The sequence below is a fragment of the Thauera carbonicopians genome (assembly GCF_025699485.1).
Taxonomy (GTDB): Bacteria; Pseudomonadota; Gammaproteobacteria; order Burkholderiales; family Rhodocyclaceae; genus Thauera.
Map to the genome: position 1 here is coordinate 431,935 of NZ_JANUXN010000003.1, position 22,383 is coordinate 454,317.

General features: G+C 68.2%; 26 protein-coding genes. 12 read left to right on the forward strand and 14 right to left on the reverse strand.

Annotated features, from left to right (window positions below; translation table 11 throughout):
- The first annotated feature begins 6 nt into the window (after nucleotides 1-6).
- Nucleotides 7-720: an urease accessory protein UreF gene (locus NX068_RS06995; RefSeq protein ID WP_263460567.1), complete on the forward strand. Its 714-nt coding sequence runs from the start codon at nucleotides 7-9 to the stop codon at nucleotides 718-720.
- The gene (gene ureG, locus NX068_RS07000; RefSeq protein ID WP_263460568.1) at nucleotides 717-1,349 is read left to right on the forward strand and encodes an urease accessory protein UreG; all 633 of its coding nucleotides are present in this window, start codon (nucleotides 717-719) and stop codon (nucleotides 1,347-1,349) included. The genes NX068_RS06995 and ureG overlap by 4 nt, the downstream gene beginning before the upstream one ends.
- 124 nt (nucleotides 1,350-1,473) lie before the next feature.
- Here the strand turns inward: ureG and NX068_RS07005 are convergent, their stop codons facing one another.
- Nucleotides 1,474-2,205, reverse strand: a complete 732-nt coding sequence (locus tag NX068_RS07005) for a YkgJ family cysteine cluster protein (protein ID WP_263460569.1) — start codon at nucleotides 2,203-2,205, stop codon at nucleotides 1,474-1,476.
- A gap of 116 nt (nucleotides 2,206-2,321) precedes the next feature.
- Here NX068_RS07005 and NX068_RS07010 point away from each other — a divergent pair, with 116 nt between their 5' ends.
- The 3 genes from NX068_RS07010 to NX068_RS21185 all read left to right on the forward strand — a co-directional run bounded on the left by NX068_RS07010 (nucleotide 2,322) and on the right by NX068_RS21185 (nucleotide 4,373).
- Nucleotides 2,322-2,852, forward strand: coding sequence for a DUF3617 domain-containing protein (locus NX068_RS07010; RefSeq protein ID WP_263460570.1), 531 nt, complete (start codon nucleotides 2,322-2,324; stop codon nucleotides 2,850-2,852).
- Between the two features lie 151 nt (nucleotides 2,853-3,003).
- Nucleotides 3,004-3,360: a zinc ribbon domain-containing protein gene (locus NX068_RS07015; protein WP_263460571.1), complete on the forward strand. Its 357-nt coding sequence runs from the start codon at nucleotides 3,004-3,006 to the stop codon at nucleotides 3,358-3,360.
- Nucleotides 3,361-3,374: 14 nt separating this feature from the next.
- Entirely contained in the window at nucleotides 3,375-4,373 is a 999-nt protein-coding gene (locus tag NX068_RS21185) for a TIR domain-containing protein (protein ID WP_263460572.1), read from the forward strand.
- Between the two features lie 26 nt (nucleotides 4,374-4,399).
- Here NX068_RS21185 and NX068_RS07025 read toward each other — a convergent pair whose 3' ends face one another.
- Both NX068_RS07025 and NX068_RS07030 read right to left on the reverse strand, forming a co-directional pair.
- On the reverse strand, nucleotides 4,400-4,747 hold the full coding sequence (locus tag NX068_RS07025) for a DUF1840 domain-containing protein (protein WP_263460573.1): 348 nt from the start codon (nucleotides 4,745-4,747) through the stop codon (nucleotides 4,400-4,402).
- A gap of 29 nt (nucleotides 4,748-4,776) precedes the next feature.
- A complete protein-coding gene (locus NX068_RS07030; protein ID WP_263460574.1) occupies nucleotides 4,777-5,334 on the reverse strand; it encodes a hypoxanthine-guanine phosphoribosyltransferase in 558 nt (185 codons plus the stop codon).
- Nucleotides 5,335-5,490: 156 nt separating this feature from the next.
- Here NX068_RS07030 and upp point away from each other — a divergent pair, with 156 nt between their 5' ends.
- On the forward strand, nucleotides 5,491-6,123 hold the full coding sequence (gene upp / locus NX068_RS07035) for a uracil phosphoribosyltransferase (protein WP_263460575.1): 633 nt from the start codon (nucleotides 5,491-5,493) through the stop codon (nucleotides 6,121-6,123).
- Between the two features lie 80 nt (nucleotides 6,124-6,203).
- Here the strand turns inward: upp and NX068_RS07040 are convergent, their stop codons facing one another.
- The 3 genes from NX068_RS07040 to NX068_RS07050 are packed head-to-tail and all read right to left on the reverse strand — an operon-like array spanning nucleotide 6,204 to nucleotide 7,277.
- The gene (locus NX068_RS07040; protein ID WP_263460576.1) at nucleotides 6,204-6,551 is read right to left on the reverse strand and encodes a YqjK family protein; all 348 of its coding nucleotides are present in this window, start codon (nucleotides 6,549-6,551) and stop codon (nucleotides 6,204-6,206) included.
- Nucleotides 6,552-6,564: 13 nt separating this feature from the next.
- Nucleotides 6,565-6,957, reverse strand: coding sequence for a phage holin family protein (locus tag NX068_RS07045; RefSeq protein WP_263460577.1), 393 nt, complete (start codon nucleotides 6,955-6,957; stop codon nucleotides 6,565-6,567).
- A gap of 8 nt (nucleotides 6,958-6,965) precedes the next feature.
- Nucleotides 6,966-7,277 (reverse strand): ElaB/YgaM/YqjD family protein, encoded by a 312-nt coding sequence (locus NX068_RS07050; RefSeq protein WP_263460578.1) that lies wholly within the window; start codon nucleotides 7,275-7,277, stop codon nucleotides 6,966-6,968.
- A gap of 271 nt (nucleotides 7,278-7,548) precedes the next feature.
- Between NX068_RS07050 and rquA the strand changes: the two genes are divergently transcribed.
- Complete coding sequence (gene rquA / locus NX068_RS07055) at nucleotides 7,549-8,256, forward strand: rhodoquinone biosynthesis methyltransferase RquA (protein WP_263460644.1); 708 nt, start codon at nucleotides 7,549-7,551, stop codon at nucleotides 8,254-8,256.
- 11 nt (nucleotides 8,257-8,267) lie between these two features.
- Here rquA and NX068_RS07060 read toward each other — a convergent pair whose 3' ends face one another.
- A complete protein-coding gene (locus tag NX068_RS07060) occupies nucleotides 8,268-9,050 on the reverse strand; it encodes an exodeoxyribonuclease III (protein ID WP_263460579.1) in 783 nt (260 codons plus the stop codon).
- 39 nt (nucleotides 9,051-9,089) lie between these two features.
- On the opposite strand from NX068_RS07060, the gene pyrE reads away from it, so the two are divergent.
- From pyrE to NX068_RS07075, 3 genes are read left to right on the forward strand one after another with little or no spacing between them, the layout of a single operon-like run.
- Nucleotides 9,090-9,734 carry an orotate phosphoribosyltransferase gene (pyrE, locus tag NX068_RS07065; protein ID WP_263460580.1) on the forward strand — a complete coding sequence of 215 codons (645 nt, stop codon included), beginning with the start codon at nucleotides 9,090-9,092 and terminating at the stop codon, nucleotides 9,732-9,734.
- A complete protein-coding gene (locus NX068_RS07070) occupies nucleotides 9,715-10,395 on the forward strand; it encodes a hypothetical protein (protein WP_263460581.1) in 681 nt (226 codons plus the stop codon). The genes pyrE and NX068_RS07070 overlap by 20 nt, the downstream gene beginning before the upstream one ends.
- A 12-nt stretch (nucleotides 10,396-10,407) precedes the next feature.
- On the forward strand, nucleotides 10,408-11,199 hold the full coding sequence (locus tag NX068_RS07075) for an NAD-dependent deacylase (protein ID WP_263460582.1): 792 nt from the start codon (nucleotides 10,408-10,410) through the stop codon (nucleotides 11,197-11,199).
- Nucleotides 11,200-11,312: 113 nt separating this feature from the next.
- Here the strand turns inward: NX068_RS07075 and NX068_RS07080 are convergent, their stop codons facing one another.
- The 3 genes from NX068_RS07080 to NX068_RS07090 form a co-directional block, all read right to left on the reverse strand.
- The gene (locus NX068_RS07080; protein ID WP_263460583.1) at nucleotides 11,313-15,203 is read right to left on the reverse strand and encodes a DUF3683 domain-containing protein; all 3,891 of its coding nucleotides are present in this window, start codon (nucleotides 15,201-15,203) and stop codon (nucleotides 11,313-11,315) included.
- A 137-nt stretch (nucleotides 15,204-15,340) separates the two neighbouring features.
- On the reverse strand, nucleotides 15,341-16,444 hold the full coding sequence (locus NX068_RS07085; RefSeq protein ID WP_263460584.1) for an NAD(P)/FAD-dependent oxidoreductase: 1,104 nt from the start codon (nucleotides 16,442-16,444) through the stop codon (nucleotides 15,341-15,343).
- Between the two features lie 72 nt (nucleotides 16,445-16,516).
- Nucleotides 16,517-16,921, reverse strand: a complete 405-nt coding sequence (locus NX068_RS07090; protein WP_263460585.1) for a YqaA family protein — start codon at nucleotides 16,919-16,921, stop codon at nucleotides 16,517-16,519.
- A gap of 115 nt (nucleotides 16,922-17,036) precedes the next feature.
- On the opposite strand from NX068_RS07090, the gene NX068_RS07095 reads away from it, so the two are divergent.
- The gene (locus NX068_RS07095) at nucleotides 17,037-17,399 is read left to right on the forward strand and encodes a PsiF family protein (RefSeq protein WP_263460586.1); all 363 of its coding nucleotides are present in this window, start codon (nucleotides 17,037-17,039) and stop codon (nucleotides 17,397-17,399) included.
- Nucleotides 17,400-17,496: 97 nt separating this feature from the next.
- On the opposite strand, the gene NX068_RS07100 is transcribed toward NX068_RS07095, so the two are convergent.
- From NX068_RS07100 to NX068_RS07110, 3 genes are all read right to left on the reverse strand, one after another.
- A complete protein-coding gene (locus NX068_RS07100; RefSeq protein ID WP_263460587.1) occupies nucleotides 17,497-18,363 on the reverse strand; it encodes an FHA domain-containing protein in 867 nt (288 codons plus the stop codon).
- 96 nt (nucleotides 18,364-18,459) lie between these two features.
- Nucleotides 18,460-19,401: a tRNA 2-thiocytidine(32) synthetase TtcA gene (gene ttcA / locus NX068_RS07105; protein WP_263460588.1), complete on the reverse strand. Its 942-nt coding sequence runs from the start codon at nucleotides 19,399-19,401 to the stop codon at nucleotides 18,460-18,462.
- A 59-nt stretch (nucleotides 19,402-19,460) separates the two neighbouring features.
- Nucleotides 19,461-20,246: a pteridine reductase gene (locus NX068_RS07110; protein ID WP_263460589.1), complete on the reverse strand. Its 786-nt coding sequence runs from the start codon at nucleotides 20,244-20,246 to the stop codon at nucleotides 19,461-19,463.
- A 104-nt stretch (nucleotides 20,247-20,350) separates the two neighbouring features.
- Between NX068_RS07110 and NX068_RS07115 the strand changes: the two genes are divergently transcribed.
- Nucleotides 20,351-21,526, forward strand: a complete 1,176-nt coding sequence (locus NX068_RS07115; protein ID WP_263460590.1) for a class I SAM-dependent methyltransferase — start codon at nucleotides 20,351-20,353, stop codon at nucleotides 21,524-21,526.
- Between the two features lie 24 nt (nucleotides 21,527-21,550).
- Here NX068_RS07115 and NX068_RS07120 read toward each other — a convergent pair whose 3' ends face one another.
- Nucleotides 21,551-22,354 carry an alpha/beta hydrolase gene (locus NX068_RS07120; RefSeq protein WP_263460591.1) on the reverse strand — a complete coding sequence of 268 codons (804 nt, stop codon included), beginning with the start codon at nucleotides 22,352-22,354 and terminating at the stop codon, nucleotides 21,551-21,553.
- Nucleotides 22,355-22,383: the final 29 nt, after the last annotated feature.

A 22,383-nucleotide genomic window follows, 5' to 3' on the forward strand; every position in this document is an offset into this window, starting at 1 on the left:
GTGGACATGTCCGCCGGTCCGCCGGCACTGAACGGCGGCCTGCTGCCGCTGCTGCGCCTGCTGCAATTGAGCAGTCCGGCGCTGCCGGTGGGTGCCTACACCTATTCGCAAGGCCTGGAATGGGCGGTGGAAAGCGGTGTCGTGGGCAAGGAGGCGGATGCCGCGGCATGGATCGGCGACCTGCTCGAATGGAGCCTGGCGCGTTTCGAGGCCCCGCTGCTGGCCTGCCAGATCGGTGCCTGGGCGCGGGGCGACGATGCCGAGGTCGCGCGCCTCAACGACGATTTCCTCGCCAGCCGCGAGAGCGCCGAACTGCGCGCCGAAACCGTGCAGATGGGCTGGTCGCTGGTGCGCCTGCTGGCCGAGCTCGATGCCTTCGCCACGCTGCCCGGCTGGCGCGAACGCCTGCTCGCCATCGACACGCCGGCCTTCCCGACCGCCTGGTCGGCGGCCGCCGCGGCCTGGCAGGTGCCGGCCGCGCAGGCGCTGGCCGCCTACCTGTGGGCCTGGGCCGAGAACCAGGTGATGGCGGCGGTGAAATGCGTGCCGCTGGGCCAGAGCGCCGGCCAGCGCCTGCTCGCCGCGCTGGGCGAGCGCATCGTGCCGCTGGTGGAGGTGGCGCTGTGCCTGCCCGAGGCGCGCTGGAGCAACTACACCCCCGGCCTGGCGATCGCCAGCAGTCGGCATGAAACCCAATACACGAGGCTTTTCAGATCATGAACATGCATGTCCCCAATCGGCGCGGCCCCTTGCGCGTCGGCATCGGCGGCCCGGTCGGTTCGGGCAAGACCGCGCTGACGCTGGCGCTGTGCCTGACGCTGCGCGACAAGTACGACATCGCCGTCGTCACCAACGACATCTACACCGCCGAGGACGCCCAGTTCCTGGTGCGCAACGAGGCGCTGGCGCCGGAGCGGATCATCGGCGTCGAGACCGGCGGCTGTCCGCATACCGCGATCCGCGAGGACGCCTCGATCAACCTGGAGGCGGTGGATCGCCTCAATGCCCGCTTTCCGGGGCTGGACATCATCTTCGTCGAATCCGGCGGCGACAACCTGGCGGCGACCTTCTCGCCGGAACTGTCCGACCTGACGATCTACGTCATCGACGTTTCCGCCGGCGACAAGATCCCGCGCAAGGGCGGGCCGGGCATTACCCGCAGCGACCTGCTGGTCATCAACAAGATCGACCTCGCGCCGCTGGTCGGCGCATCGCTGGACGTCATGGAACGGGACGCGTGCAAGATGCGCGGCCCGCGCCCCTTCGTCTTCTCCAATCAGAAGACGGGGCAGGGGCTGGTCGAGATCATCGGCTTCATCGAGCGCCAGGGCATGCTGGTGGCCGGCTGAGCTGGCGGTTCCCGGCGGCTGGCTGCGGGCGACCGGCTGCGGGCTGCCGCCCGGCCGCGAAGGGAGGTTCCGGCCTGGGAGGCCCTTGCGCAGTGGCGGCTTCCGGAAGTGGCGATCCTGTCGGTCAGGTCTTCGCGGAGGAACCCGGCACGTTTTGCCCGGCATCCTCGACCCCTGGCGTGTCCCGCACAAACCATTCGGTGAGCGGCCGCAGTTCGCCGAGCGCGCCGAGAGCGCGGTCGACAGCGTCGTGGTTGCCCCACACCACGTCGGCCAGTTCGCCGCCGGCGGCGCGTTGTTCGATGTCGCCGCAATACAGGCCGAGTTCGCGCTGCACGTAGAAGCCGTAGGTCCGGCAGGCGACCGGGCGCTGGGCGTAGACCGGACAGGCGCCTTCGATTTCGTCCAGCATCGGACACACGATGGGGCGCGACGGCGCGGCGGCAAGCCGGGCGAGCTTGTCGCCGATCCCGGCCAGGCGCGACGGTGGCAGGGTGGCGAGGCCTTGTTTCAGCAAGGCCCACTCGGCCGCGCTCAGCCGCGGGACATCGGCCAGCTGCCGGCAACAGGTGGCGCAGCCGCGCGCGCACTGCCAGTCGGGGTGGGATTGACGGATGGCCGCGACACGCGCGTCGATGTCGGCGTGGAGGCGGCGGAGCGGGGCGGGCGTGGCGTCGGGCATCTTCAGCGTGTTCAGGGTTGTCGTGCCGCACAGGCCGCGGCGCAGGGCTCGCGGCCTGTGCAGGAAGTCGTCGATCGGACGAGCCCGGGAGAATACGCCCAACGCGGCCGGCGGCGACCATCCTGCCGGGCCGATCCGGCAGTGGCCGCCGGCGTCGGGCGCCTTGGCGGACAACTTTGCTCACCAACGGAAGGTGCGCGTGCATGGAACGCGCTGCCCCTGCCGGAGATAATTCCATCGTTTCGATCGTCTGCGGCCCATAACCGAGCCCACACCACAGGACACCGTTCATGCCCTCTCGTCGCCCCGCTGCATCCGCCGCATTCTTGCTGGCCCTGGCCGGCCTTTCGCTCCCTGCCCACGCGGTCGACGACATCCGCCCCGGCCTGTGGGAGTTCCGCTCCACCCACCTGAGCCTGGGCGGTTTGCCCGACATGTCGTCGCAGATGGCCCAACTGCAGCAGCAGCTCAAGCTCCTGCCCGCCGAAACCCGCCGCATGCTCGAACAGGAGATGGCGCAGCGCGGCGTGAGCCTTGGCCAGGACGGTTCCGCCCGCACTTGTATCACGCCCGAGCAGGCGCGCCAGGACACGATCTATTCGGGCAAGGTGGAAGGCAACTGCACGCTGAGCGATGTCGCGAAGGCCGGCAATGCGGTCACCGGCACGCTGAAGTGTACCGGGCCGGACGCGACCGGCCGGTTCAGGGCCCAGGTCGATAGCCCCGAGCGCTTCACCACGCGGGTGACGATGCGCTCCACGCAAGGCGATCTCGATGTCGAAACCGCGGCGCGCTGGCTCGCTGCGAGTTGTGATAGTTGACTGCGGCGGCAACTGACCTCCGCAATCCGGCGGGGCAGGCGAGCGCGGCGCTCCAGTGGGCGCCCGGCACCCGATCGCCTGGCTGTGCACCGGCTCACGAACCGGCTTCCTTGGCTATACTGGAACCGACCCCAGTGCGGAGGATGCCATCATGTTCTGCCCCCAGTGCGGTAAGGAGAACGAGGCGGGCGCACGATTCTGCGGCCATTGCGGCGCGGCCGTCGGCGAACCCGCACCCGAGCCCCCGCCGGCGCCGGGACGCCCTGTCGCGCCTGGCGAGCCTGTGCGTATCGTCGATCTCAGCCGCGCCGGCCCCGCTGTCTCGCCGGGGCTCAAATGGGGGGTGATCGCCGCCAGCGTGGTGTTCCCGATCGTCGGCATGGGCATGGGGCTGTATTACTGGATGCGTGCCGAGTCGCCGGAGAAGCTGGCGCTCGGCAAGACCTGGTTCTTCGTCGGCCTCGGCATCACTGTTTTCTACCTTTTGCTCGGTACCGAGCAGTATTGAGGGAGCCCGGACTCGTGAGTGCCCCGCTGGCCGCCATTGAACTTACCCGCCCGCGCGCGGCGGTGAACGTGCTGCGCAGCTACGGCGTGCTCATCGATGGCCGCAAGGTGGACAGCCTCGAAGCGGGTGCTACGCGGCGCTATGCCTTGCCGGCCGGCGCCCACGAGATCGGTGTGGAGATGGATTTCTACAAGAGCCTGCCGCTGATGCTCGAATTGCGTGCGGGCCAGACCGTGCGCCTGGAATGCGGCGAAAGAGCGCCCTTGCTCGGCCAGAGTGGACTGTCCTTGCGCGGGCTGGGCGCAGCGTTCGGTTCGATGCTGTCACCAAGCGACTATTTCTACCTGAGCGTCGTCGGCACCGAAGTGGCCGAGGCGCCTGCAGCCGGCTCCGCGACCGCAGCAGCGGACCGCATCACGCCTCCGCCGCGCCTGCAGGCGAGCGCCGAGCCGATGATCTTCCTGTCCTACCGCCGCGACGACACCGAACACATCACCGGCCGTATCCGCGACCGGCTCGGCATGTGCTTCGGCGAACACGCGATCTTCCGCGACGTCGACTCGATCCCGGCCGGCATGGACTTCGTGCGCAAGGTCGAGGAAACGATCCGGGTCGCGCATGCGATGGTGGCGATCATCGGTCCGCAATGGGCCGAGGCTACCGATCGCCAGGGCCGCCGCCGCCTCGATCAGGCCGACGATCCGGTGCGCTTCGAGCTCGAGACTGCGCTCGGCCTGGCGCTGCCACTGGTGCCGGTGCTCGTCAAGCAGGCCAGGATGCCCGCGCGCGAGGACTTGCCGGCCTCGCTCGCGGCGCTGCCCTCGATCAATGCCGTGATCATCCCGCCCGAGCCCTACTTCGCCGACGGCGTCAAGCGCCTGGCGGCAGCGATCGAGGCCTTGGTGGCGCCCGCCGCGCCGCCTACACCCGCGCGGCCGCAGTTCTGCGTCGCCTGTGGCCACCGGATTGCGCCTGGCCAGGTTTTCTGCACCCGCTGCGGGCAGCGGGTCTGATGCCGCGGTACCGCACGCACGCCGGCTCAAGTCCCCCAGGTCACCGGCACTGCTTCCTTCTGCGCGGTTTCGAGCATGTCGAGCAGCGGCCAGGCGCGCTGCGCGAGCCCGACCGGCGCCGCCATGCCGGTGCGGCCGGCTTCGCGGTCGGCGGCAACATCCTGTTCGGTGCGCTGGCGTTCGAGTTCGGCCTGGCGCGCGCGGTCTTCCTCGATCGCGGTGCGCAGGCAGACGATCGCGTCCGGCAACTGTTCGACCGTGACGATGCCCTGGCTGTCGGCAGCGTCCTTGCCCATGATGGCGATGAGCTTCTTCGCCGAGTCGCCCAGCATCAGCACGTCGGCGCTGGCGGAAGACTTGAAGGTGTAGAGCATGGCGATTCTCCTGGTGGTCAGGGTCGGTCTTACAGGCCTTTGACGGCGTAGATGCCCGGCGCGTTGCGCCAGTAGCCCTTGTAGTCCATGCCGCAGCCGAACAGGAAGCGGTCGGCGACGTCGAGGCCGCTGAAATCGGCACGCATGCCGGGGCTGGCCTTGCGCTCGTGCAGCTTGTGCACCAGCACCGCGGACAGCACTTCGGCGGCGCCTTCTTCCTTCAGGTGCTCGATGATGGCCTTCAGCGTGTGGCCTTCGTCGAGGATGTCGTCCAGCACCAGCACGCTGCGGCCGCGCAGATCCTGGGTCGGGCGCACGCGCCAGTCGAGCTGGGTGCCCTGCAGCGCATGGCCGTAGCGGGTGGCGTGCAGGTAGGCGACTTCGAGCGGGAACAGCAGGCGTGGCAGGATGCGTCCGGCGAGGATGAGGCCGCCGTTCATCACCGTATAGACCAGCGGATTGCGATCGGCCAGGCGCGCGGTGATTTCCGCTGCCATGCGGTCGAGCGCCGCTTCCACGGTGGCACCGTCGGCGAGACAGTCCGCTTCCTCGCGGGCGCGTTTGATTTCTTCCAGATCTGCTTGCATGTCGATGGGCCGCGGAGCCGCGCCTGGCGAATGTTCGGGCTCGTCATTCTAGCGCCGAACTGGAAACGGCGGCGGCATATGGTGCTGCATGTCCTTGTGTGGGTTCCGGCTGTGCGGTAGAAGAAGCGGATCTTTGCCCTGTTGCCTGGAACCGCCATGCCCATCCACGAAATCCGCCACCCGCTCGTGCGCCACAAGATCGGCCTGATGCGTGAAGGCGACATCAGCACCAAGAAATTCCGCGAGCTCACGGCCGAGATCGCGCGCCTGCTGGCCTATGAGGCCTGCAAGGATTTCCCGCTGGAAACGGTCGAAATCGACGGCTGGGCGGGTCCGGTCCGGATCGAGCGGATCAAGGGCAAGAAGGTCACCGTGGTGCCCATCCTGCGCGCGGGGCTGGGGATGCTCGACGGGGTGCTCGACATGGTGCCGAGCGCCAAGGTCAGCGTGGTCGGTATTGCACGCGACGAGGAAACCCTGCAGCCGGTGCCGTACTTCGAGAAGTTCGTCGGCCAGCTCGACGAGCGGATGGCGCTGATCATCGACCCGATGCTGGCCACCGGCGGCTCGATGGCGGCGACGGTCGATATGCTCAAGCGCAAGGGCTGCAGGCAGGTTCGCGCGCTGGTACTGGTGGCGGCGCCCGAGGGCATCGCGCTGATGAACGCGCAGCATCCGGATGTCGATGTCTTCACGGCCAGCATCGACAGCCACCTCGATGAGCAAGGCTACATCATTCCCGGGCTCGGCGATGCGGGCGACAAGATCTTCGGCACACGCCACGACTGATCTGCGGCGTGCCGTGGCGGACCTTGTTTCCGGGCAATGAGGCCGCCGGCCGGGCGGCAAGCGGGAAACGATGGCGCCGTTCAGGCCGACAGCGCGCGCTTCAGCGAGCGCAGCAGGCGCCGCAGCACCGGGACGGCGAACGGCAGCAGACGGCTGCCGCGCGCCTGGCGCAGCAGCAGCCAGCCCAGCCAGGCGCGCCGGGCCAGGCGCAAGGTGAGGCGAGGTTTGAACAGCAGCACGGTGATCACGCCGATCGACAGCAGCGGTACCTTCTCCTTCGCCCACGACAACTGGTCGCGCACGACGTCGAGGCGCGACAGGCCGGCTTCGATGCCGGCCAGGCGTGCCGTCATGTCTTCGCGCTGGGCCTCGGCGCGAAGCTGCAGGCGCTGCTTGCGCAGGGCGATGTCGACGAGTCGCGGGTCCATGGCGGAAAGCCGTTCAGTTGTCGTCGTCGGGTGCGCGCAGGGCATCCCGGTCGCGGGCGAGTTCGGCGAGGCTGGCGGCGAACAGCCGGCTGCCCTGCTTGAATTCGCGCGCCACGTTGGTGGCGGTGAATAGTGCACCGCCGAGGCAGATCGCGGTCGACAGGCCGAGTGCGAGCAGGCGGTGCTCCTCCCAGAACAGCACGGTCAGGAACACCATCAGGAAGACCAGGCCGAAGCCCAGCAGCAGTCCGCACAGCACGATGTTGATCGCCAGGCGGGCGAGGCGCAGTTTTTCTTCCTGCGCCTCGAGCGCCAGCAGTTCGAGCCGCGTCTGCAGTGTCTGCAGCGCGGCATCGGCGATGCCGCGCAGGCGTCCGGCCAGGCGCGGCTTGCGGGCCTGCTCCATCTTCGGCGTCAGCGGCGGCTGGCGAGCAGGCCGAGCAGGAAGGCGACGCCGGCGGCGACGCCCAGCGACTGCCAGGGGTGCTCATGCACGTAGTCGTCGGTGGCGCGGGCAGCTTTCTTGCTCGAATCGATCAGCGCGGCTTCGGCGTCGGACAGCTTGTCCTTGGCAGCGGCGAGGCGTTCGGTGATGCGGCCGCGAAGGTCGCCCAGCTTGTCGCCGGTCTGGTCGGCGGTCAGGGCAAGCAGATCTTCAGCGTCGGTGATGATGGCCTTGAGATCATCGACGAGCTTGTCTTTCGAGGGGATTGCAGCTTTGGCCATGGTATCTCTCCTTGTTCATCCGTCATGAATGATCGCGCTTCTGCGCGCCCATCCACAGGCTAACGCCGCAGGGGGGCAAAGGCAATGCAAAAGCGGGTAACAAAAAATGGGCGCGTGCCCTGAAATGGGCGCCAGTGCTGGCGCCGGAGGGTTGGTGCGGCGCAAAACCGCGTATAGTCCGATGAAGACCAACAGCCTGACGGCATCGTCCGGATACGCCATCCGTGTGGCGGGCGGCCAGCCAGGCAGCAATTCCCTTTCCCTCTGCCCGATGAGCATACATACCGAATCCGTGCCGCTGGCCGGTAACAAGATGTCCGGCGCGAAGCTGCCGGAATATCTGCGCCGCACCTATACCTGGGCTTACCTGAGCCCGCGCACCATGCCCTGGCTGGACCGGGCGCCGGTGGTGTCGGCGATCCTGTGGGGCAACGCCGGCCGCCTGATGCGCTGGGCGGCGGCGCAGTTCGCGCCGGGCGAGCATGTCTTGCAGGCGGCCTGCGTGTATGGCGATTTCTCGCCGATGCTGGCGCGGCGCGTCGGCCCGCAGGGGCGCCTGTCGATCCGCGACGTGGCGCCGATCCAGATCGACAACGTGCGGCGCAAGCTCGCCGGCCTGCCGCAGGCCGACGCCGAAGTGGCCGACCTCGTCGATCCCCTGCCCACACGCCATGACGCCGTGTGCTGTTTCTTCCTGCTCCACGAGGTGCCCGAGGCCGAGCGGCGGCGCATCGTCGCCAATCTGCTCGCGGCGGTGAAGCCCGGCGGCCGCGCGGTGTTCGTTGATTACCACCGGCCGCGCGCCTGGCATCCGCTGGCGCCGGTGATGGCGGGCGTGTTCCGCTGGCTCGAGCCCTTCGCCGAATCCCTGCTCGACGTGCCGCTGGAAACGCTCGCCGACGAGGCGGGCGACTTCGAATGGCACAAGGAGACCCGCTTCGGCGGCCTCTACCAGCTCGTGATCGCGCGCCGCCGCTGAAACGGTGCGCCCTATGGCGCCCAGTCGTAGTCGACGGTCAGCGGCGCGTGGTCCGAGAAGCGCTGTTCTTTGTAGATCGCCGCGGCGGCGGCGGTGTCGGCCAGGCCGGGCGTGGCGATCTGGTAGTCCAGCCGCCAGCCGACGTTCTTCGCCCAGGCCTGGCCGCGGTTCGACCACCACGTGTAGCAGGCATCGGTGGCCTCGGGGTGCAGCCGGCGATAGACGTCGATCCAGCCCTGCTCGTCGAACAGGCGGCTGAGCCAGGCGCGTTCCTCGGGCAGGAAGCCCGAGTTCTTCTGGTTCGATTTCCAGTTTTTCAGGTCGATCTCGCGGTGGGCGATGTTCCAGTCGCCGCACACCACGACTTCCTGGCCGCTGGCGGCGAGCGCGGCCATGTGCGGCAGGAAGCGGTCCATGAAACCGAACTTGATCTGCAGCCGCTCTTCTGAGCTGGAGCCCGACGGCAGGTACAGCGACACCACCGAGAGCTTGCCGAAATCGAGCTGCAGGAAACGGCCTTCGGCGTCGATGTCGGCGATGCCCAGGCCTTCGACGACGCGGTCCGGCTCGATGCGGCTGTAGATGCCGACGCCGCTGTAGCCCTTCTTCTCGGCGTGATGGAACCAACCCTTCATGCCTGCCGGCGCGCGCATCTCCGCGCTCAGGTCGCCGGCCTGCGCTTTCAGCTCCTGCATGCAGACGATGTCGGCCTGCTGGCGGGGCAGCCATTCCAGGTAACCCTTGCTGACTGCGGAGCGGATGCCGTTGAGGTTGAGGGAGATGATGCGTAACATGGATACTTTCCAGAAATGCTGCACAGCAGCCGGACAGCCGTGGATTTTAGCCGGGATTTCATCGCGCTTGCCTGTCGCAAGGGGGTGCTGCGCTTCGGCGCCTTCGTGACCAAGGCGGGGCGCAACTCGCCGTATTTCTTCAATGCCGGTCTGTTCGACGACGGTGCCTCCTTCCGCGAGCTGTGCGGCTATTACGCGCGGGCGATCCGTGCTTCGGGCGTGGCCTGCGACATGCTCTTCGGCCCGGCCTACAAGGGGATCCCGCTGGTCGCCGGCACGGCGATCCGCCTCGTCGAAGAAGGCATCGACCTGCCTTTCGCCTTCAACCGCAAGGAAGCCAAGGACCATGGCGAAGGCGGCACCCTGATCGGCGCGCCGCTGAAGGGCGGCGTGCTGATCCTCGACGACGTGATCTCGGCCGGCACTTCGGTGCGCGAGTCGGTGGAGATCATCCGTGCCGCGGGCGCGACGCCGGCAGGCGTGGTGATCGCCCTCGATCGCATGGAGCGCGGCAAGGGGGCGCTGTCGGCGGTGCAGGAAGTGCGCGAGCAGTTCGGCATTCCGGTGATCGCGGTGGCGACGCTCGAAGACCTGATCGCCTACCTGGCCGACAGTCCCGAGCTTGCGGCGAACCTGGGTGCAGTGCAGGCCTACCGCGAACAATATGGCATTGCGTCGAACTGAGCAGTCGTCCGGCAGGGGCGTGCTGGCGGGCGTGCTGGCCGCTGCGGCGCTGATGGCGGTCGATGGGGCGCTGGCCCAGGCGCAAGGCGGGCGCGTGATCTATTGCTGCGACGTCGGCAGCCAGGCGGTCTGCGGCGACATCCTGCCCCCTGTCTGCTATGGCCGCGCCTATCGCGAGATGAATCCATCGGGTACCGTGCGCCGCATCGTGCCGGCACCCTTGACCACCGAGGAGATCGCCCGGCGCAATGCGCTGGAACGGGAGCGCCGCGCCCAGGAGGCGGTTCGCCTGAAGCAGCAGCGCATGGACGAGGCCCTGCTCGAAACCTATCGCAGCCTGCAGCATCTCGACGAGCGGCGCGACCGGGAAATCGGTGCGCTGGACAAGTCCATCCAGGTCCTGCGCCAGCGCGAGGCCGAACTGATCGAGCGCCAGCACGAGCTGATCGAGGAAGCGTCGCGGGCGGGCGAGGGCCAGGCCGATCCGGTGATCGAGGAGAACATCCGCAGCCTGGACGGCGAGATCGTCGCCCAGCGCAGCGTGATCGATGCCAAGATGCGCGAGCGCTCGGCGATACTCGACCGTTTCGACGAAGACCGGCAGCGCTACATCGAGCTGACCTCGCCCGCCTCTTCTGCCTCGCAGCCCGGGGGGCACTGAGCTCTTCCCGCCATGTACCGCGATCATCCGGATTCCGAACTGGACCGCGTCGCCGCGCTGCTGGCCCGGGCGCAACGCATTCTCTTCATCACCGGCGCGGGCATCTCGGCCGATTCCGGCCTGCCCACTTACCGCGGCATCGGCGGCCTGTACCACGAGCGCCTGACGGCCGAAGGGCTGACGATCGAGGAAGCGCTGTCGGGCGAGATGATGGCGCTGCGGCCCGAGGTCTCGTGGAAATACATCGCCGAGATCGAGGCCAACTGCCGCGGCGCCCGCCCCAATACCGCGCATCGCCTGATCGCCGCGCTCGAGCAGGAGAAGTCGATGGTCTGCGTGCTGACGCAGAACGTCGACGGCCTGCATGCCGATGCCGGCTCGCGCAAGCTGATCGAGATGCACGGCACGGTGCACCGCCTGCGCTGCGACGACTGCATGAATGCGCGCCGGGTGGCCGACTACGCCGGGCTGCAGATCCCGCCCGAATGTCCGCGCTGCGGCGGCATCATGCGGCCGGACATCGTGCTGTTCGGCGAGCAGTTGCCGCAGCATGCGCTGGAGCGCCTGGAGCACGTGCTGCAGCAGGGGCTCGATCTGGTGGTCTCGATCGGCACCACCAGCGTCTTTCCCTACATTGCCGGGCCCGTCGTATGGGCGGCGCAGGACGGCGTGCCGACGGTGGAGATCAACCCGGGCGATACCGAGGTCAGCAGCATCGTCCGCCATCGCCTGCGCCTGACCGCGAGCGAAGCGCTGCGTGCGCTGTGGGACCGCACCCACCCCAGCGAAGCTGCCGAAGGCTGAAGCTGCGCTGCCCGGCGCGATGGCTGGCTCGTCCAGCCTTGTTGTAGCAGGGTCGAATGCAAAGGGCCGGGGTCTTGCGATCCCGGCCCTTTGTTTTGCTGCGTCGCCTCCGCCTACAGCAGCACGCGCTCGATGCCGCCGTTGTTGGCCTTGCTGACGTAGTCGGGCAGCCAGTTCTCGCCGAGCAGGTGGCGGGCGAGTTCGATCACGATGTAGTCGGGCTCGACGCCGCCAGCGTCGTTGGCGTAGCGGTGCATGCCCTGCAGGCAGCTCGGGCAGGAGGTCAGCAGCTTGATGCGGGCGTCGGGGTCGTCCTCGCGCAGCCTGGCCGCGCCCTTCTCGATCTCTTCCTGCTTGCGGAAGCGCACCTGGGTCGAGATGTCGGGGCGGGCGACGGCGAGCGTGCCGGATTCGCCGCAGCAGCGGTCGGACAGGTCGACGCGCGTGCCCATCAGTTCATTGGCCACCTTGATGCCGGAGTGCACCTTCATCGGCGTGTGGCAGGGCTCGTGGTACATGTATTTCACGCCCTGCACGCCATCGAGCTTGACGCCTTTCTCCATCAGGTACTCGTGGATGTCGAGCAGCCGGCAGCCGGGGAAGATCTTCTCGAACTCGTACTTCTGCAACTGATCCATGCAGGTGCCGCAGGACACGATCACGGTCTTGATGTCGAGATAGTTCAGCGTGTTGGCGACGCGGTGGAACAGCACGCGGTTGTCGGTGGTGATCTTCTGGCCCTTTTCGTCTTCGCCGGCGGCCGTCTGCGGGTAGCCGCAGCACAGGTAGCCCGGCGGCAGCACGGTCTGGGCGCCGACGTGGTAGAGCATGGCCTGGGTGGCCAGGCCGACCTGGCTGAACAGGCGCTCGGAGCCGCAGCCGGGGAAGTAGAACACGGCGTCGCCGTTGTAGTCGGGGCCGTTGACCTTGCGCGGGTCGCGGATCACCGGGATGACCTTGTCGTCCTCGATGTCGAGCAGCGCGCGGCTGGTGCGCTTGGGCAGGTTGCCGGGCATCGGCTTGTTGATGAAGTGGATCACCTGGGCCTTGACCGGCGGCTTGCCGAGCGTCGCCGGCGGCGCTTTCAGCTGCGGCTGGATCAGGCCGAACTTCTTCGCCATGCCGTGCGCCCAGCGCTGGGCCTTGTAGCCCCAGCCCATCATGCCGACGCGCATGGCCTTGATCGTCGCCGGGTCCTTGATGGTCAGGAAGGCCATCGCCGCCGCCTTGCCCGGGTTGAACGACTTCTTGCCCTGCTTGCGCAGCAGGTTGCGCATCTTGATCGAGACGTCGCCGAAGTCGATGTCCACCGGACAGGGCTTCTCGCACTTGTGGCAGATCGTGCAGTGGTCGGCGACGTCCTCGAACTCGGCCCAGTGCGCCAGCGACACGCCGCGGCGGGTCTGTTCCTCGTACAGGAAGGCCTCGATCAGCAGCGAGGTCGACAGGATCTTGTTGCGCGGGCTGTACAGCAGGTTGGCGCGCGGCACGTGGGTCGAGCACACCGGCTTGCACTTGCCGCAGCGCAGGCAGTCCTTGATGTCGTGGGCGATGTCGCCGACGTCGGTCTGCTCCATGATCAGGGACTCGTGCCCCATCAGGTTGAAGCTGGGCGTGTAGGCGTTGTCGAGGTTGCCCTTGACCGGCCCCTTGCGCATCAGCTTGCCGCGGTTGAAGCGGCCCTCGGGGTCGACCTTCTGCTTGTAGGCCCAGAAGCTCGCCATCTCCTCGTCGGTGAGGTAGTCGAGCTTGGTGATGCCGATGCCGTGCTCGCCCGAGATCACGCCGTCCAGGCTGCGCGCCAGCGCCATGATGCGGTCGACCGCGCGGTTGGCGGTCTGCAGCATCTCGTAGTGGTCGGAGTTGACCGGCAGGTTGGTGTGCACGTTGCCGTCGCCGGCGTGCATGTGCAGCGCGACGAAGACGCGGCCGCGCAGCACTTCGCGGTGGATGTCGGCGATGCGGGCCAGGATGCGGGCGAACAGCGCGCCGTCGAAGACCTGTTCGAGCAGCGGGCGCAGCTCGGTCTTCCACGACACGCGGATGGAGTAATCCTGCAGGCGGTGGAACAGCACCGGATCGGCGGCGCGGTTACTCAGCTCGCCGGCGTCGATGCCGTAGTCGGCGAACTGCGGCTCGGCTTCGGCCAGCGGCAGGTCGAGGTTGTCGAGCAGCCACTGCCAGCGCCGCCGCACCGCGGCGACGTAGGCCAGCGCCTGGGCGCGGTGATCGGCGATCAGCGTCTCACGGTCGACGATCTCGTCCTTGACCTCGAGCGGCAACTCGCCACGCAGGAAAGTTTCCAGCGTGTCGCACAGCTCGATCTTGTTCTGCAGCGACAGTTCGATGTTGATGCGCTCGATGCCGTCGCAGTACTCGCCCATGCGCGGCAGCGGAATGACCACGTCCTCGTTGATCTTGAAGGCGTTGGTGTGGCGCGAGATCGCCGCGGTGCGGCTGCGTTCGAGCCAGAAGCGCTTGCGCTGCTCGGGGCTGACGGCGATGAAGCCTTCGGCGCCGCGGCTGTTGGTCATGCGCACGACTTCGGAGGCGGCCTGCATCACCGCGTTCTCGTCGAAGCCGACGATGTCGCCGATCAGCACCATCTTCGGCCGGCCGTGGCGCTTGGCCTTGGTGGCGTAGCCGACCGCCTTCACGTAGCGCTCGTCGAGGTGCTCGAGGCCGGCCAGCAGCACGCCGGCGAGGTTGCCGGCGCCGCCCGGCTTGAACCAGTCGGTGATCTCGACGATCGCCGGCACCGCCTCGCGCACCTGGCCGAAGAACTCCAGGCACACGGTGCGGGTGATCGGCGGCATCTTGTGCAGCACCCAGCGCGCAGCGACGATCAGGCCGTCCGTGCCTTCCTTCTGCACGCCCGGGATGCCGCCGAGGAACTTGTCGGTGACGTCCTTGCCCAGGCCGTCCTTGCGGCAGTGGGCGCCAGGCATCGACAGCAGCTCCTCGCCCAGCGGCGCGTAGGTGAAGCCGTCGAAGCGGCGCAGGCGGAAGCGCGCGGTGTGCTGTTCGTGGATCTTGCCGAAGTTGTGGTCGAGGCGCTCGACTTCCAGCCAGTTGCCGTCCGGCGTGACCATCTTCCACCACGCCAGGTTGTCGAGTGCGGTGCCCCACAGCACGGCCTTCTTGCCGCCGGCATTCATCGCGATGTTGCCGCCCACACAGGAGGCGCTGGCCGACGTCGGGTCGACCGCGAACACGCGGCCGGCCAGCGCGGCGGCCTCGGACACGCGCTCGGTGACGACGCCGGCGCCGGTGCGGATCGTCGCGTAGGGCGAATCCATCGGCTTGCCTTCGGCATCGGGCAGCACCATGTCCTCGACCGTGCCGATGGCGATCAGCTTCTCGGTGTTGATCACCACCGAGTCGGCGTCCAGCGGCACCGCGCCGCCGGTGTAGCCGGTGCCGCCGCCGCGCGGAATGATGGTGAGGCCGAGGCTGATGCACTCGCGCACCAGCGGCGCCATCTCTTCCTCGGTGTCGGGATAGAGCACGACGAAGGGGTACTCGACGCGCCAGTCGGTAGCGTCGGTGACGTGCGATACGCGGGCGTGGCCGTCGAAGCAGATGTTGTCGCGCCGGGTGTGGCGCGACAGCGCCTTGAGCACCGACTTGCGCCGCCGCGCGGTGGCGTCGAACCAGCTCTCGAAGCTGGAGATGGCATCGCGGGTGCGCGCAATCAGCAAGGTCACGCGGTCGTTGCCCTGGCGGCGCTTCTCGATTTCGTTGAGGCGGTGGTTCAGCGCGCCGATCAGCGCCTCGCGCCGTTCGCGGCTGTCGAGCAGGTCGTCCTCGAGATAGGGGTTGCGGCGCACCACCCAGATGTCGCCGAGGACTTCGTACAGCATGCGCGCCGAACGGCCGGTGACGCGCTCCGCGCGCAGCTCATCGAGCACCGCCCAGGCTTCGCTGCCGAGCAGGCGCATGACGATCTCGCGATCCGAGAACGAAGTGTAGTTGTACGGAATTTCGCGCAGGCGTTGGGTCATCGGGATACCGGGAGAGCTGCTGCTGGGGAACGTGCCATTTTAGCCGACCGCAGTGCACCATGCAGCAAAAAACAAGACCTTACCGGGAGCGTGGGCACGCATCGGCATGCAGGAGCCGGTTCAGCGTGCGGTGGGGATCAGCCGCTCACCAGCTTCGCCACGTGGGCGCCGATCGCCAGCGAAGCGGTCAGCCCGGGCGATTCGATGCCGTACAGATGGACCAGCCCGGCCACACCGTGCCGTGCCGGACCGTCGATGCGGAAATCCGCGTCCGCCTGGCCGGGGCCGACGATCTTGGGCCGCACACCGGCATAGCCGGGCTGCAGGCGATCGGCGTCGAGCGCCGGCCACCAGTTGCGGATCGCGTCGGCGAAGCGCGCGGCCCTGGCCGGGTCGACATGGTAGTCGGGGTGTACGATCCACTCGACGTCCGGGCCGAACCTGGCCTGGCCGCCCAGATCCAGGGTCAGATGCACGCCCAGCCCGCCCGGCTCGGGAATCGGATAGATCAGGCGCGAGAACGGTGCCTTGCCGCTGTAGCCGAAATACACGCCGCGGGCGAAATGAGCCTGCGGCGCCTGCGCCGACGCTGCGCTGCGGATGGCGCTGCTGAGTGCCACCGCATCCAGGCCGGCCGCATTGATCACGCAGCGCGTGCGCAGCGTCATCGGCGCCTTGCCGCCGATCTCCAGTACGATGCCGCCGCCGTCGGCGGCACCGCCTTCCACTGGGCTGCCGAGTGCCAGCATTGCGCCGTGGTCTTCGGCATCGCCGAGCAGGGCGAGCATCAGACCGTGGCTGTCGACGATGCCGGTGGAGGGCGACAGCAGGCCTGCTTCGGCGTCGAGTGCCGGTTCGAGTTCGGCGATCTCGGCGCGATCGAGCAGGCGCAGGTCGTCCACGCCGTTCTGGCGTGCGCGGCCGGCGATCTCCTGCAGTGCATCGAGCTGAGCCTCGCGGCTGGCGACCACCAGCTTGCCGCAGCGGGCATGGGCTACCCCGCGCTGCGCGCAATAGGCGTACAGGCGTTGCCGTCCTTCCACGCACAGCCGTGCTTTCAGCGAGCCGGGCGGGTAATAGAGGCCGGCATGGATCACTTCGCTGTTGCGCGAACTGATGCCGCTGCCGATGCAGTGCTCGCGCTCCACGATCAGCACTTCGCGGCCGGCCTCGGCCAGCGCGCTGGCGCAGGCGAGGCCGACCACGCCGGCGCCGATCACTACGACGTCCACGGTTTCCATGCGGAAGAGGCTCCTGTCAGTGGGGCAGTATGGGCCAGGCTCCAGTGCGCGATGCTTGCTTGCAAGGCTTCCTCACGCCATCAGCCAGGCGATCGCACCGTAGCGCAAACCCTTTCCAAGAGCCATCCAGGCCATGCAGGCAAGCCAGTTCAGGCGCAGCACGCCGGCTGCGGCGCACAGCGCGTCGCCGATCAGCGGCACCCAGGACAGCAGCAGGATCAGGCTGCCGTGGCGGCGCACCAGTTCGAGCCGCGGCGGCAGCTCCTTGCGCGGCAGCAGGCGGCCGAGGGCGTAGGTGCTCATGCCGCCTGCGGTGTTGCCGAGGGTCGCCAGCGCGAGTGCGGGCAGGCTCAGGTCCGGCCGAAGGGCGACGAGGCCGGCGAACACCGCTTCCGAGCCGCCGGGCAGCAGCGTTGCGGCGAGGAAGGCGGCAAGCGTCAGCGAGCCGAGCAGGGCGAGATCGGTGTCAGCGCCCATGGCAGGGGCGGCGGTGTGCTGTTGACGATGACATTCGATTCAATTTAATTGACATATGAATATGACAAAAGCAGAATCTGGCCGCAGCCATGCTGCGCAAACCAGAGGAGATTCGATGATGAAGAACACATTGCATGCTCTTGTCGCCAGCCTTGCCGTCCTGATGCTGGCTCCTGCCGATGCACTGGCCAATCCGCAGCACGAGCGCATGAGGAACTGCAATGCCGAAGCCAAGGCGCAGGAGCTGAAAGGCGATGAGCGGAAAGCGTTCATGAGCACTTGCCTGAAGGGCAAGCACGTCGCGGCGGAGACGGGGGCCGCAGCCGCTGTGCCGGTCGCCGACGAGCAGCCGGTTTCCCGGGCTGCGATGCCGGATGACGGTGTCGACAAGAAGAAGGCCTGCAACCAGGCGGCGACCGAGCAGTCGCTGACCGGCGCCAAGCGCAAGGCTTTCATTGCCGAGTGCACCAAGGCCTGACAGGTTTTTTCTCGACATGCGCCGCCGACCCGCCAAGGGCGGGAAGGCGGCGCAATGCTTCGTGGGCGCCGGGAGAGGGCGTGGCGGGGGCGCGGTCTCAGACGATGTCGAAGAACACCAGGTCGCGCTCGATTTCATCGGCGGAGAAGCCACAGCCGATCCGGCCGGGGCCGCGCAGCACCAGCTTGTCGTGACGGATGCGGCGTTCCTCGCCGCCTTCGACCGACACGAAAGTGCCGTTGGTGCTTTCGTCGATGAGGGTGAAGCCCTCGCGCTGCCGCTCGATGCGCGCATGCTGGCGCGAGGCGCGAGGGTCCATGATCACGATGTCGTTGCCCAGTTCGCGGCCCAGCAGCAGGACCGGCCGCTGTTCCTCGACGAACACGACGTCCTGCTGGTGGCGCAGGCGCAGGCGCTGCGACAGTCGTGCGGTGGGCGGGATGGACGTCACCGTACCCATGCGCTGGCCGATGGCGTAGATCGGCCAGTCGAGCGCCTGCAGCGCCGGTGCCTGCAGCGGATGGGCGCTTGCGGTGTGGCGGGCGGCGGGCGTCAGCAGCAGCACGGCGGTGCTGCTGGCCAGCGCCTGCTCCGATTCGGCGTGGGCGGCGATGCGCCGGGCGATGTCGATGCCTTCTCCCGATCCCTGCGACGGATCGACGATGCCGTAGTGCAGGCCGATCCGCACCGGCTGGCGCAGCCCGTTCATGCTCGGCAGGTTCCTGATCCGCTCGAGCATGTCGCTCGCCGCGAGCACGCCGGTGTCGCAGCGCTCGAAGGCCGCGACGATCGAGCGGCCCTGCTGCTGCAGCATCCGGCCGCCGTGTGCAGCGATCGCGCGCTCGATGCGGTTCAGGCAGCGTTCGGCCGCATGGCTGGCTTCCGTGCTGCCGAGGCGTGCGACGAAGCTGTCGTCGGCAAGCGCATTGGCGGCGAGCACGCAGAGGTTCTTGCGGTCGGGCATGGCTTCGATGTCGTCTGGATGCAGGGAGCGTGCGTGGCAGCGTCCAATGATGTTGAAATGCGGCCTGTTGCGCAAGCCCTCGCCGGGGCAGCGGCTTCAGTCCGCATCCTGCAGCCGCGACACGATCCGGACGGCTTGTGGCACTAGGCGCGGCAGTTCGGGCGGGTCGAAGGCGGTGTCGCCTTCCTCCACTTCCGTCTGCTGCGTGAGACCGGTGAAATCGAACAGGCGCTGATCGGCCAGGTGCGAGGGCACGACGTTCTTCAGCGAGGTCGCCAGCGATTCGATGCGGCCGGGGAAGTCGCGCGCCCAGCCCTGCAGCATCGCCTTGATCTGCTTGCGCTGGGCGTTCTCCTGCGAGCCGCACAGGTTGCACGGGATGATGGGGAAGTCCATCGCGCGGGCGAAGCGGGCGATCTCGGCTTCGGTGCAGTAGGCCAGCGGCCGGATCACGACGTGGTTGCCGTCGTCGCTGACGAGCTTGGGCGGCATGGCCTTGATCTTGCCGCCGAAGAACATGTTCAGGAACAGGGTTTCCAGAATGTCGTCGCGATGGTGGCCGAGCGCGATGCGGGTGGCGCCGATCTCCTTCGCGGTGCGGTAGATGATGCCGCGGCGCAGGCGCGAGCACAGCGAGCAGGTGGTCTTGCCTTCCGGGATCTTGTCCTTGACGATGGAATAGGTGTCCTCGGTGACGATGCGGTATTCGACGCCGATGGATTCGAAATAGGCCGGCAGGATGTGGTCGGGGAAGCCGGGCTGCTTCTGGTCGAGGTTCATCGCCACGATGCGGAAGTCGACCGGTGCGCGTTCGCGCAGCGCCAGCAGGCAGGACAGCAGCGTGTAGGAATCCTTGCCGCCCGAGATGCAGACCATCACGGTATCGCCGTCGCCGATCATGTCGTAGTCGCCGATCGCTTCGCCGACGCTGCGTTCGAGCTTCTTCTTCAGCCGCAGGAAGGTGTTCGAATGGCGGGTTTCCGGCCCGGCATCGACGGCGGGGGCGAGGGTTTCAAGCGGGGCGGTGGCTGCACTCACGGGTCGGCTCGGTCGGCGAAAAAAGCGAAGAATTATACACTTGGCGCTGCCCGGCTGGCCTACAGGTGGGCGCTGCGGCCGCCATCGACGGCGATGATCTGGCCGGTGACGTAGGGCGCATCGAAGATCAGGAAGCGCACCGTGCGGGCGATGTCCGCCGCCGAGCCGATGCGCTTGAGCAGGGTGTCGCCGATGATCCGCCGGCGTTCCTCGGCGGAGAACTGGCCGTCTTCCGGCCATTCGATCGGCCCCGGCGATATGCCGTTGACGCGCGCTTCGGGCGCCAGCTCGATCGCCAGTGCGCGGGTCAGACCGGCCAGGCCGGCCTTGGCCGCACTGTACACCGGGTAGTGCGGCAGCGGCCGTTCGGCGTGGATATCGACGATGTTGACGACGGCGCCGTGCCGATGCCGGATCTCGGGCGCCAGCGCCTGCGACAGGAACAGCGGACCCATCAGGTTCGAGCCGACCAGTTCGTCCCAGGCGGCGCGGTCGATGTGGCCGAGCGGCGTGGGGAAGAAGCTGGAGGCGTTGTTCACCAGCCCGTCGATGCGGCCGAAGCGGGCGAGGGCGGCGGCGGCGACTTCGTCGGCGGCGCCGAAACGGGCGAGATCGCCACCGACGGTGGCGGCCGAGCCGGCGCGTTGCCTGTTCAGTTCCGCCGCGAGCCTTTCCGCCTCGTCGCCGCTGTTGCGGTAGTGCAGCACGACGCGGGCGCCGGCGGCGTGCAGCTGGCGGGCGATCTCGGCACCGACGCGGCGGGCGGCGCCGGTGACGAGGACGACGGGTGCGCTGCCCGTGGCGGGTGCGTTCGGATCGGTCTTGGAAGGATCGAAAAGCGTCATGTCGGATCGAGCTGTCGAAGGTTTTGGTCTGCCCACGGCATGAGCATGGACGATCGGGCTTGCCGGTACAATCCCGCACTTCCGTTTCACTGCCTGCCGCGCCCATGTCCTCATTGCCCCAGCCCTCCGCCGATGCGCTCGACCAGAGCTCCCGCCTGCTCCGACTCGTCGAGGCCGACATCGATGCTGCCGGCGGCTGGCTGCCGTTTTCCCGCTACATGGAGCGGGTGCTGTACGCACCGGGCCTGGGCTATTACAGCGGCGGCGCGCGAAAGTTCGGCCCCGGCGGCGATTTCATCACCGCGCCCGAACTCACGCCGCTGTTCGGCCAGGCGCTGGCCGCCCAGGTCGAACAGGTGATGCGGGCGAGCGCGCCGCAGGTGATCGAAGTCGGCGCCGGCACCGGCCTGCTCGCCACCGACCTGCTGCTCGAACTGGAGCGCCGCGGCTGCCTGCCCGAGCACTACGGCATTCTCGAACTGTCGGGCGAACTACGCGAGCGCCAGTTCGACACCCTGGCGCAGAAGGCGCCGCATCTGGCCGCGCGGGTGCGCTGGCTGGACGAACTGCCCGGGCGCTTCAGCGGCGCGGTGGTGGCGAACGAAGTGCTGGACGTGATGCCGGTGCATCTGCTGGCTTCGCGCGCGGACGGCCTGTTCGAGCGCGGCGTGGGGCTTGCCGACGACGGTGCCGGCGGGCGCCGCCTGTGCTGGGCCGACGTGCCGGCGGCCGGCGCGGTGCGCGATGCCGCGCAGGCGCTGGAGCTGCCCGCACCCGCCAGCGGCGAATACGTGACCGAGCTGAATCTGGCCGGAGGCGCCTGGGTGGCGGCCTGGGCCGAGCGGCTGGAGCGCGGGGCGATGCTGCTGATCGACTACGGCTACCCGCGCGCCGAGTACTACCTGCCTTCGCGCTCCGGCGGCACCTTGCTGTGCTACTACCGCCACCATGCCCACGGCGATCCCTTCCTGTGGCCGGGGCTGAACGACATCACGACCTTCGTCGATTTCACCGCGGTGGCGGAAGCGGGCTTCGCGGCGGGGCTGGACGTGCTGGGCTACACCTCCCAGGCCCATTTCCTGTTCAACTGCGGCGTGCTCGACTGCCTGGCGCGGCGCGGCCCGCAGGAAAGCGCCGACTACATCCGCGCAGCGCGGGCGGTGCAGCGGCTGACGGCACCGCAGGAGATGGGCGAACTGTTCAAGGTGCTGGCGCTCGGCCGCGGCATGGCCGAACCGCTGCGGGGCTTCACCCGCGGCGACCGGCTGCACACCCTGTAGGCGTGCCGCCGGCGGCACGCCGCTTCAGCAGCGCTGTTCCTGCAGCCAGGCGGCGATGCGCTCGGCGACTTTTTCCCAGTCGCGCTCGAGCATCAGGCCGTGCCCCATGCCGGGGAAGATTTCCGCCTGGCGGCCGTAGGTCATGGCGGTCATCCGCACCTGGTCGGGCGGGATCAGGGTGTCGTGCTCGGCGCCGAGGATCAGCATCGGCACCTTGCGCACCTGCATCGGGTTGGGCAGGTTGAACAGCGTCATGTCCCAGATCGCGCGGTGCGATTCGGGTTGGCACAGGGTGTAGTAGCGCTGCAGGTCGCGGGCGTCCACCGGCTGGTGGAACAGCGCCTCGCGCAGGCTGCTGATGTCGATGTCGTTGCCGGCCATGATGCGGTTGAGGTCGCTCATCAGCGTGGGGCGCTGCATCATCAGGCCGAGCGCCGAACTCATCAGGCCTTGCGGCGGTACCGAGGACATCAGTACGGCTGCGGGCGCGTCGTGCCGCTCGAGGTATTTCTGCACCACCAGGCCGCCCATCGAATGGCCGATCAGCACCGGCGCCGCCGGCAGCGACGCGGCCACTTCGGCGACGTCGCGCACGTAGTCGTCGATGGAGTAGGTGTCGAGATGCTCCCGCTGCCGGCTGAAGCCGTGGCCGGACAGCGACACCGCGTAGGACGTCCAGCCGCGCGAGGCGAACCAGGGCTGGAAGTGCTCTTCCCAACACCAGGCCGAGACGTAGGCGCCGTGCACGAACAGCAGCGGCGTCGAATGGACCGGGGTGGCGGGCGAGTGGCAGAGGACTTCGAGATCACCGAAGCGGCGAGTGTTCATTTGGGCTCCTGGGGAAGAGGGCGGCAGGC

Bases quoted from the DNA above. Each gene is read 5' to 3' on its own strand.
- NX068_RS07045 (WP_263460577.1), bottom strand. From the start codon at position 6,957: ATGGAGCAGGCCCGCAAGCCGCGCCTGGCCGGACGCCTGCGCGGCATC.
- NX068_RS07030 (WP_263460574.1), bottom strand. From the start codon at position 5,334: ATGCAAGCAGATCTGGAAGAAATCAAACGCGCCCGCGAGGAAGCGGAC.
- NX068_RS07050 (WP_263460578.1), bottom strand. From the start codon at position 7,277: ATGGCCAAAGCTGCAATCCCCTCGAAAGACAAGCTCGTCGATGATCTC.
- upp (WP_263460575.1), top strand. From the start codon at position 5,491: ATGCCCATCCACGAAATCCGCCACCCGCTCGTGCGCCACAAGATCGGC.
- NX068_RS07025 (WP_263460573.1), bottom strand. From the start codon at position 4,747: ATGCTCTACACCTTCAAGTCTTCCGCCAGCGCCGACGTGCTGATGCTG.
- NX068_RS06995 (WP_263460567.1), top strand. From the start codon at position 7: ATGTCCGCCGGTCCGCCGGCACTGAACGGCGGCCTGCTGCCGCTGCTG.
- NX068_RS07010 (WP_263460570.1), top strand. From the start codon at position 2,322: ATGCCCTCTCGTCGCCCCGCTGCATCCGCCGCATTCTTGCTGGCCCTG.
- NX068_RS07075 (WP_263460582.1), top strand. From the start codon at position 10,408: ATGTACCGCGATCATCCGGATTCCGAACTGGACCGCGTCGCCGCGCTG.
- NX068_RS07080 (WP_263460583.1), bottom strand. From the start codon at position 15,203: ATGACCCAACGCCTGCGCGAAATTCCGTACAACTACACTTCGTTCTCG.
- NX068_RS07110 (WP_263460589.1), bottom strand. From the start codon at position 20,246: ATGACGCTTTTCGATCCTTCCAAGACCGATCCGAACGCACCCGCCACG.
- NX068_RS07015 (WP_263460571.1), top strand. From the start codon at position 3,004: ATGTTCTGCCCCCAGTGCGGTAAGGAGAACGAGGCGGGCGCACGATTC.
- NX068_RS07040 (WP_263460576.1), bottom strand. From the start codon at position 6,551: ATGGACCCGCGACTCGTCGACATCGCCCTGCGCAAGCAGCGCCTGCAG.
- NX068_RS07085 (WP_263460584.1), bottom strand. From the start codon at position 16,444: ATGGAAACCGTGGACGTCGTAGTGATCGGCGCCGGCGTGGTCGGCCTC.
- NX068_RS07120 (WP_263460591.1), bottom strand. From the start codon at position 22,354: ATGAACACTCGCCGCTTCGGTGATCTCGAAGTCCTCTGCCACTCGCCC.
- rquA (WP_263460644.1), top strand. From the start codon at position 7,549: ATGAGCATACATACCGAATCCGTGCCGCTGGCCGGTAACAAGATGTCC.
- ureG (WP_263460568.1), top strand. From the start codon at position 717: ATGAACATGCATGTCCCCAATCGGCGCGGCCCCTTGCGCGTCGGCATC.
- NX068_RS07090 (WP_263460585.1), bottom strand. From the start codon at position 16,921: ATGGGCGCTGACACCGATCTCGCCCTGCTCGGCTCGCTGACGCTTGCC.
- NX068_RS07100 (WP_263460587.1), bottom strand. From the start codon at position 18,363: ATGCCCGACCGCAAGAACCTCTGCGTGCTCGCCGCCAATGCGCTTGCC.
- NX068_RS07060 (WP_263460579.1), bottom strand. From the start codon at position 9,050: ATGTTACGCATCATCTCCCTCAACCTCAACGGCATCCGCTCCGCAGTC.
- NX068_RS07115 (WP_263460590.1), top strand. From the start codon at position 20,351: ATGTCCTCATTGCCCCAGCCCTCCGCCGATGCGCTCGACCAGAGCTCC.
- NX068_RS07070 (WP_263460581.1), top strand. From the start codon at position 9,715: ATGGCATTGCGTCGAACTGAGCAGTCGTCCGGCAGGGGCGTGCTGGCG.
- NX068_RS07095 (WP_263460586.1), top strand. From the start codon at position 17,037: ATGATGAAGAACACATTGCATGCTCTTGTCGCCAGCCTTGCCGTCCTG.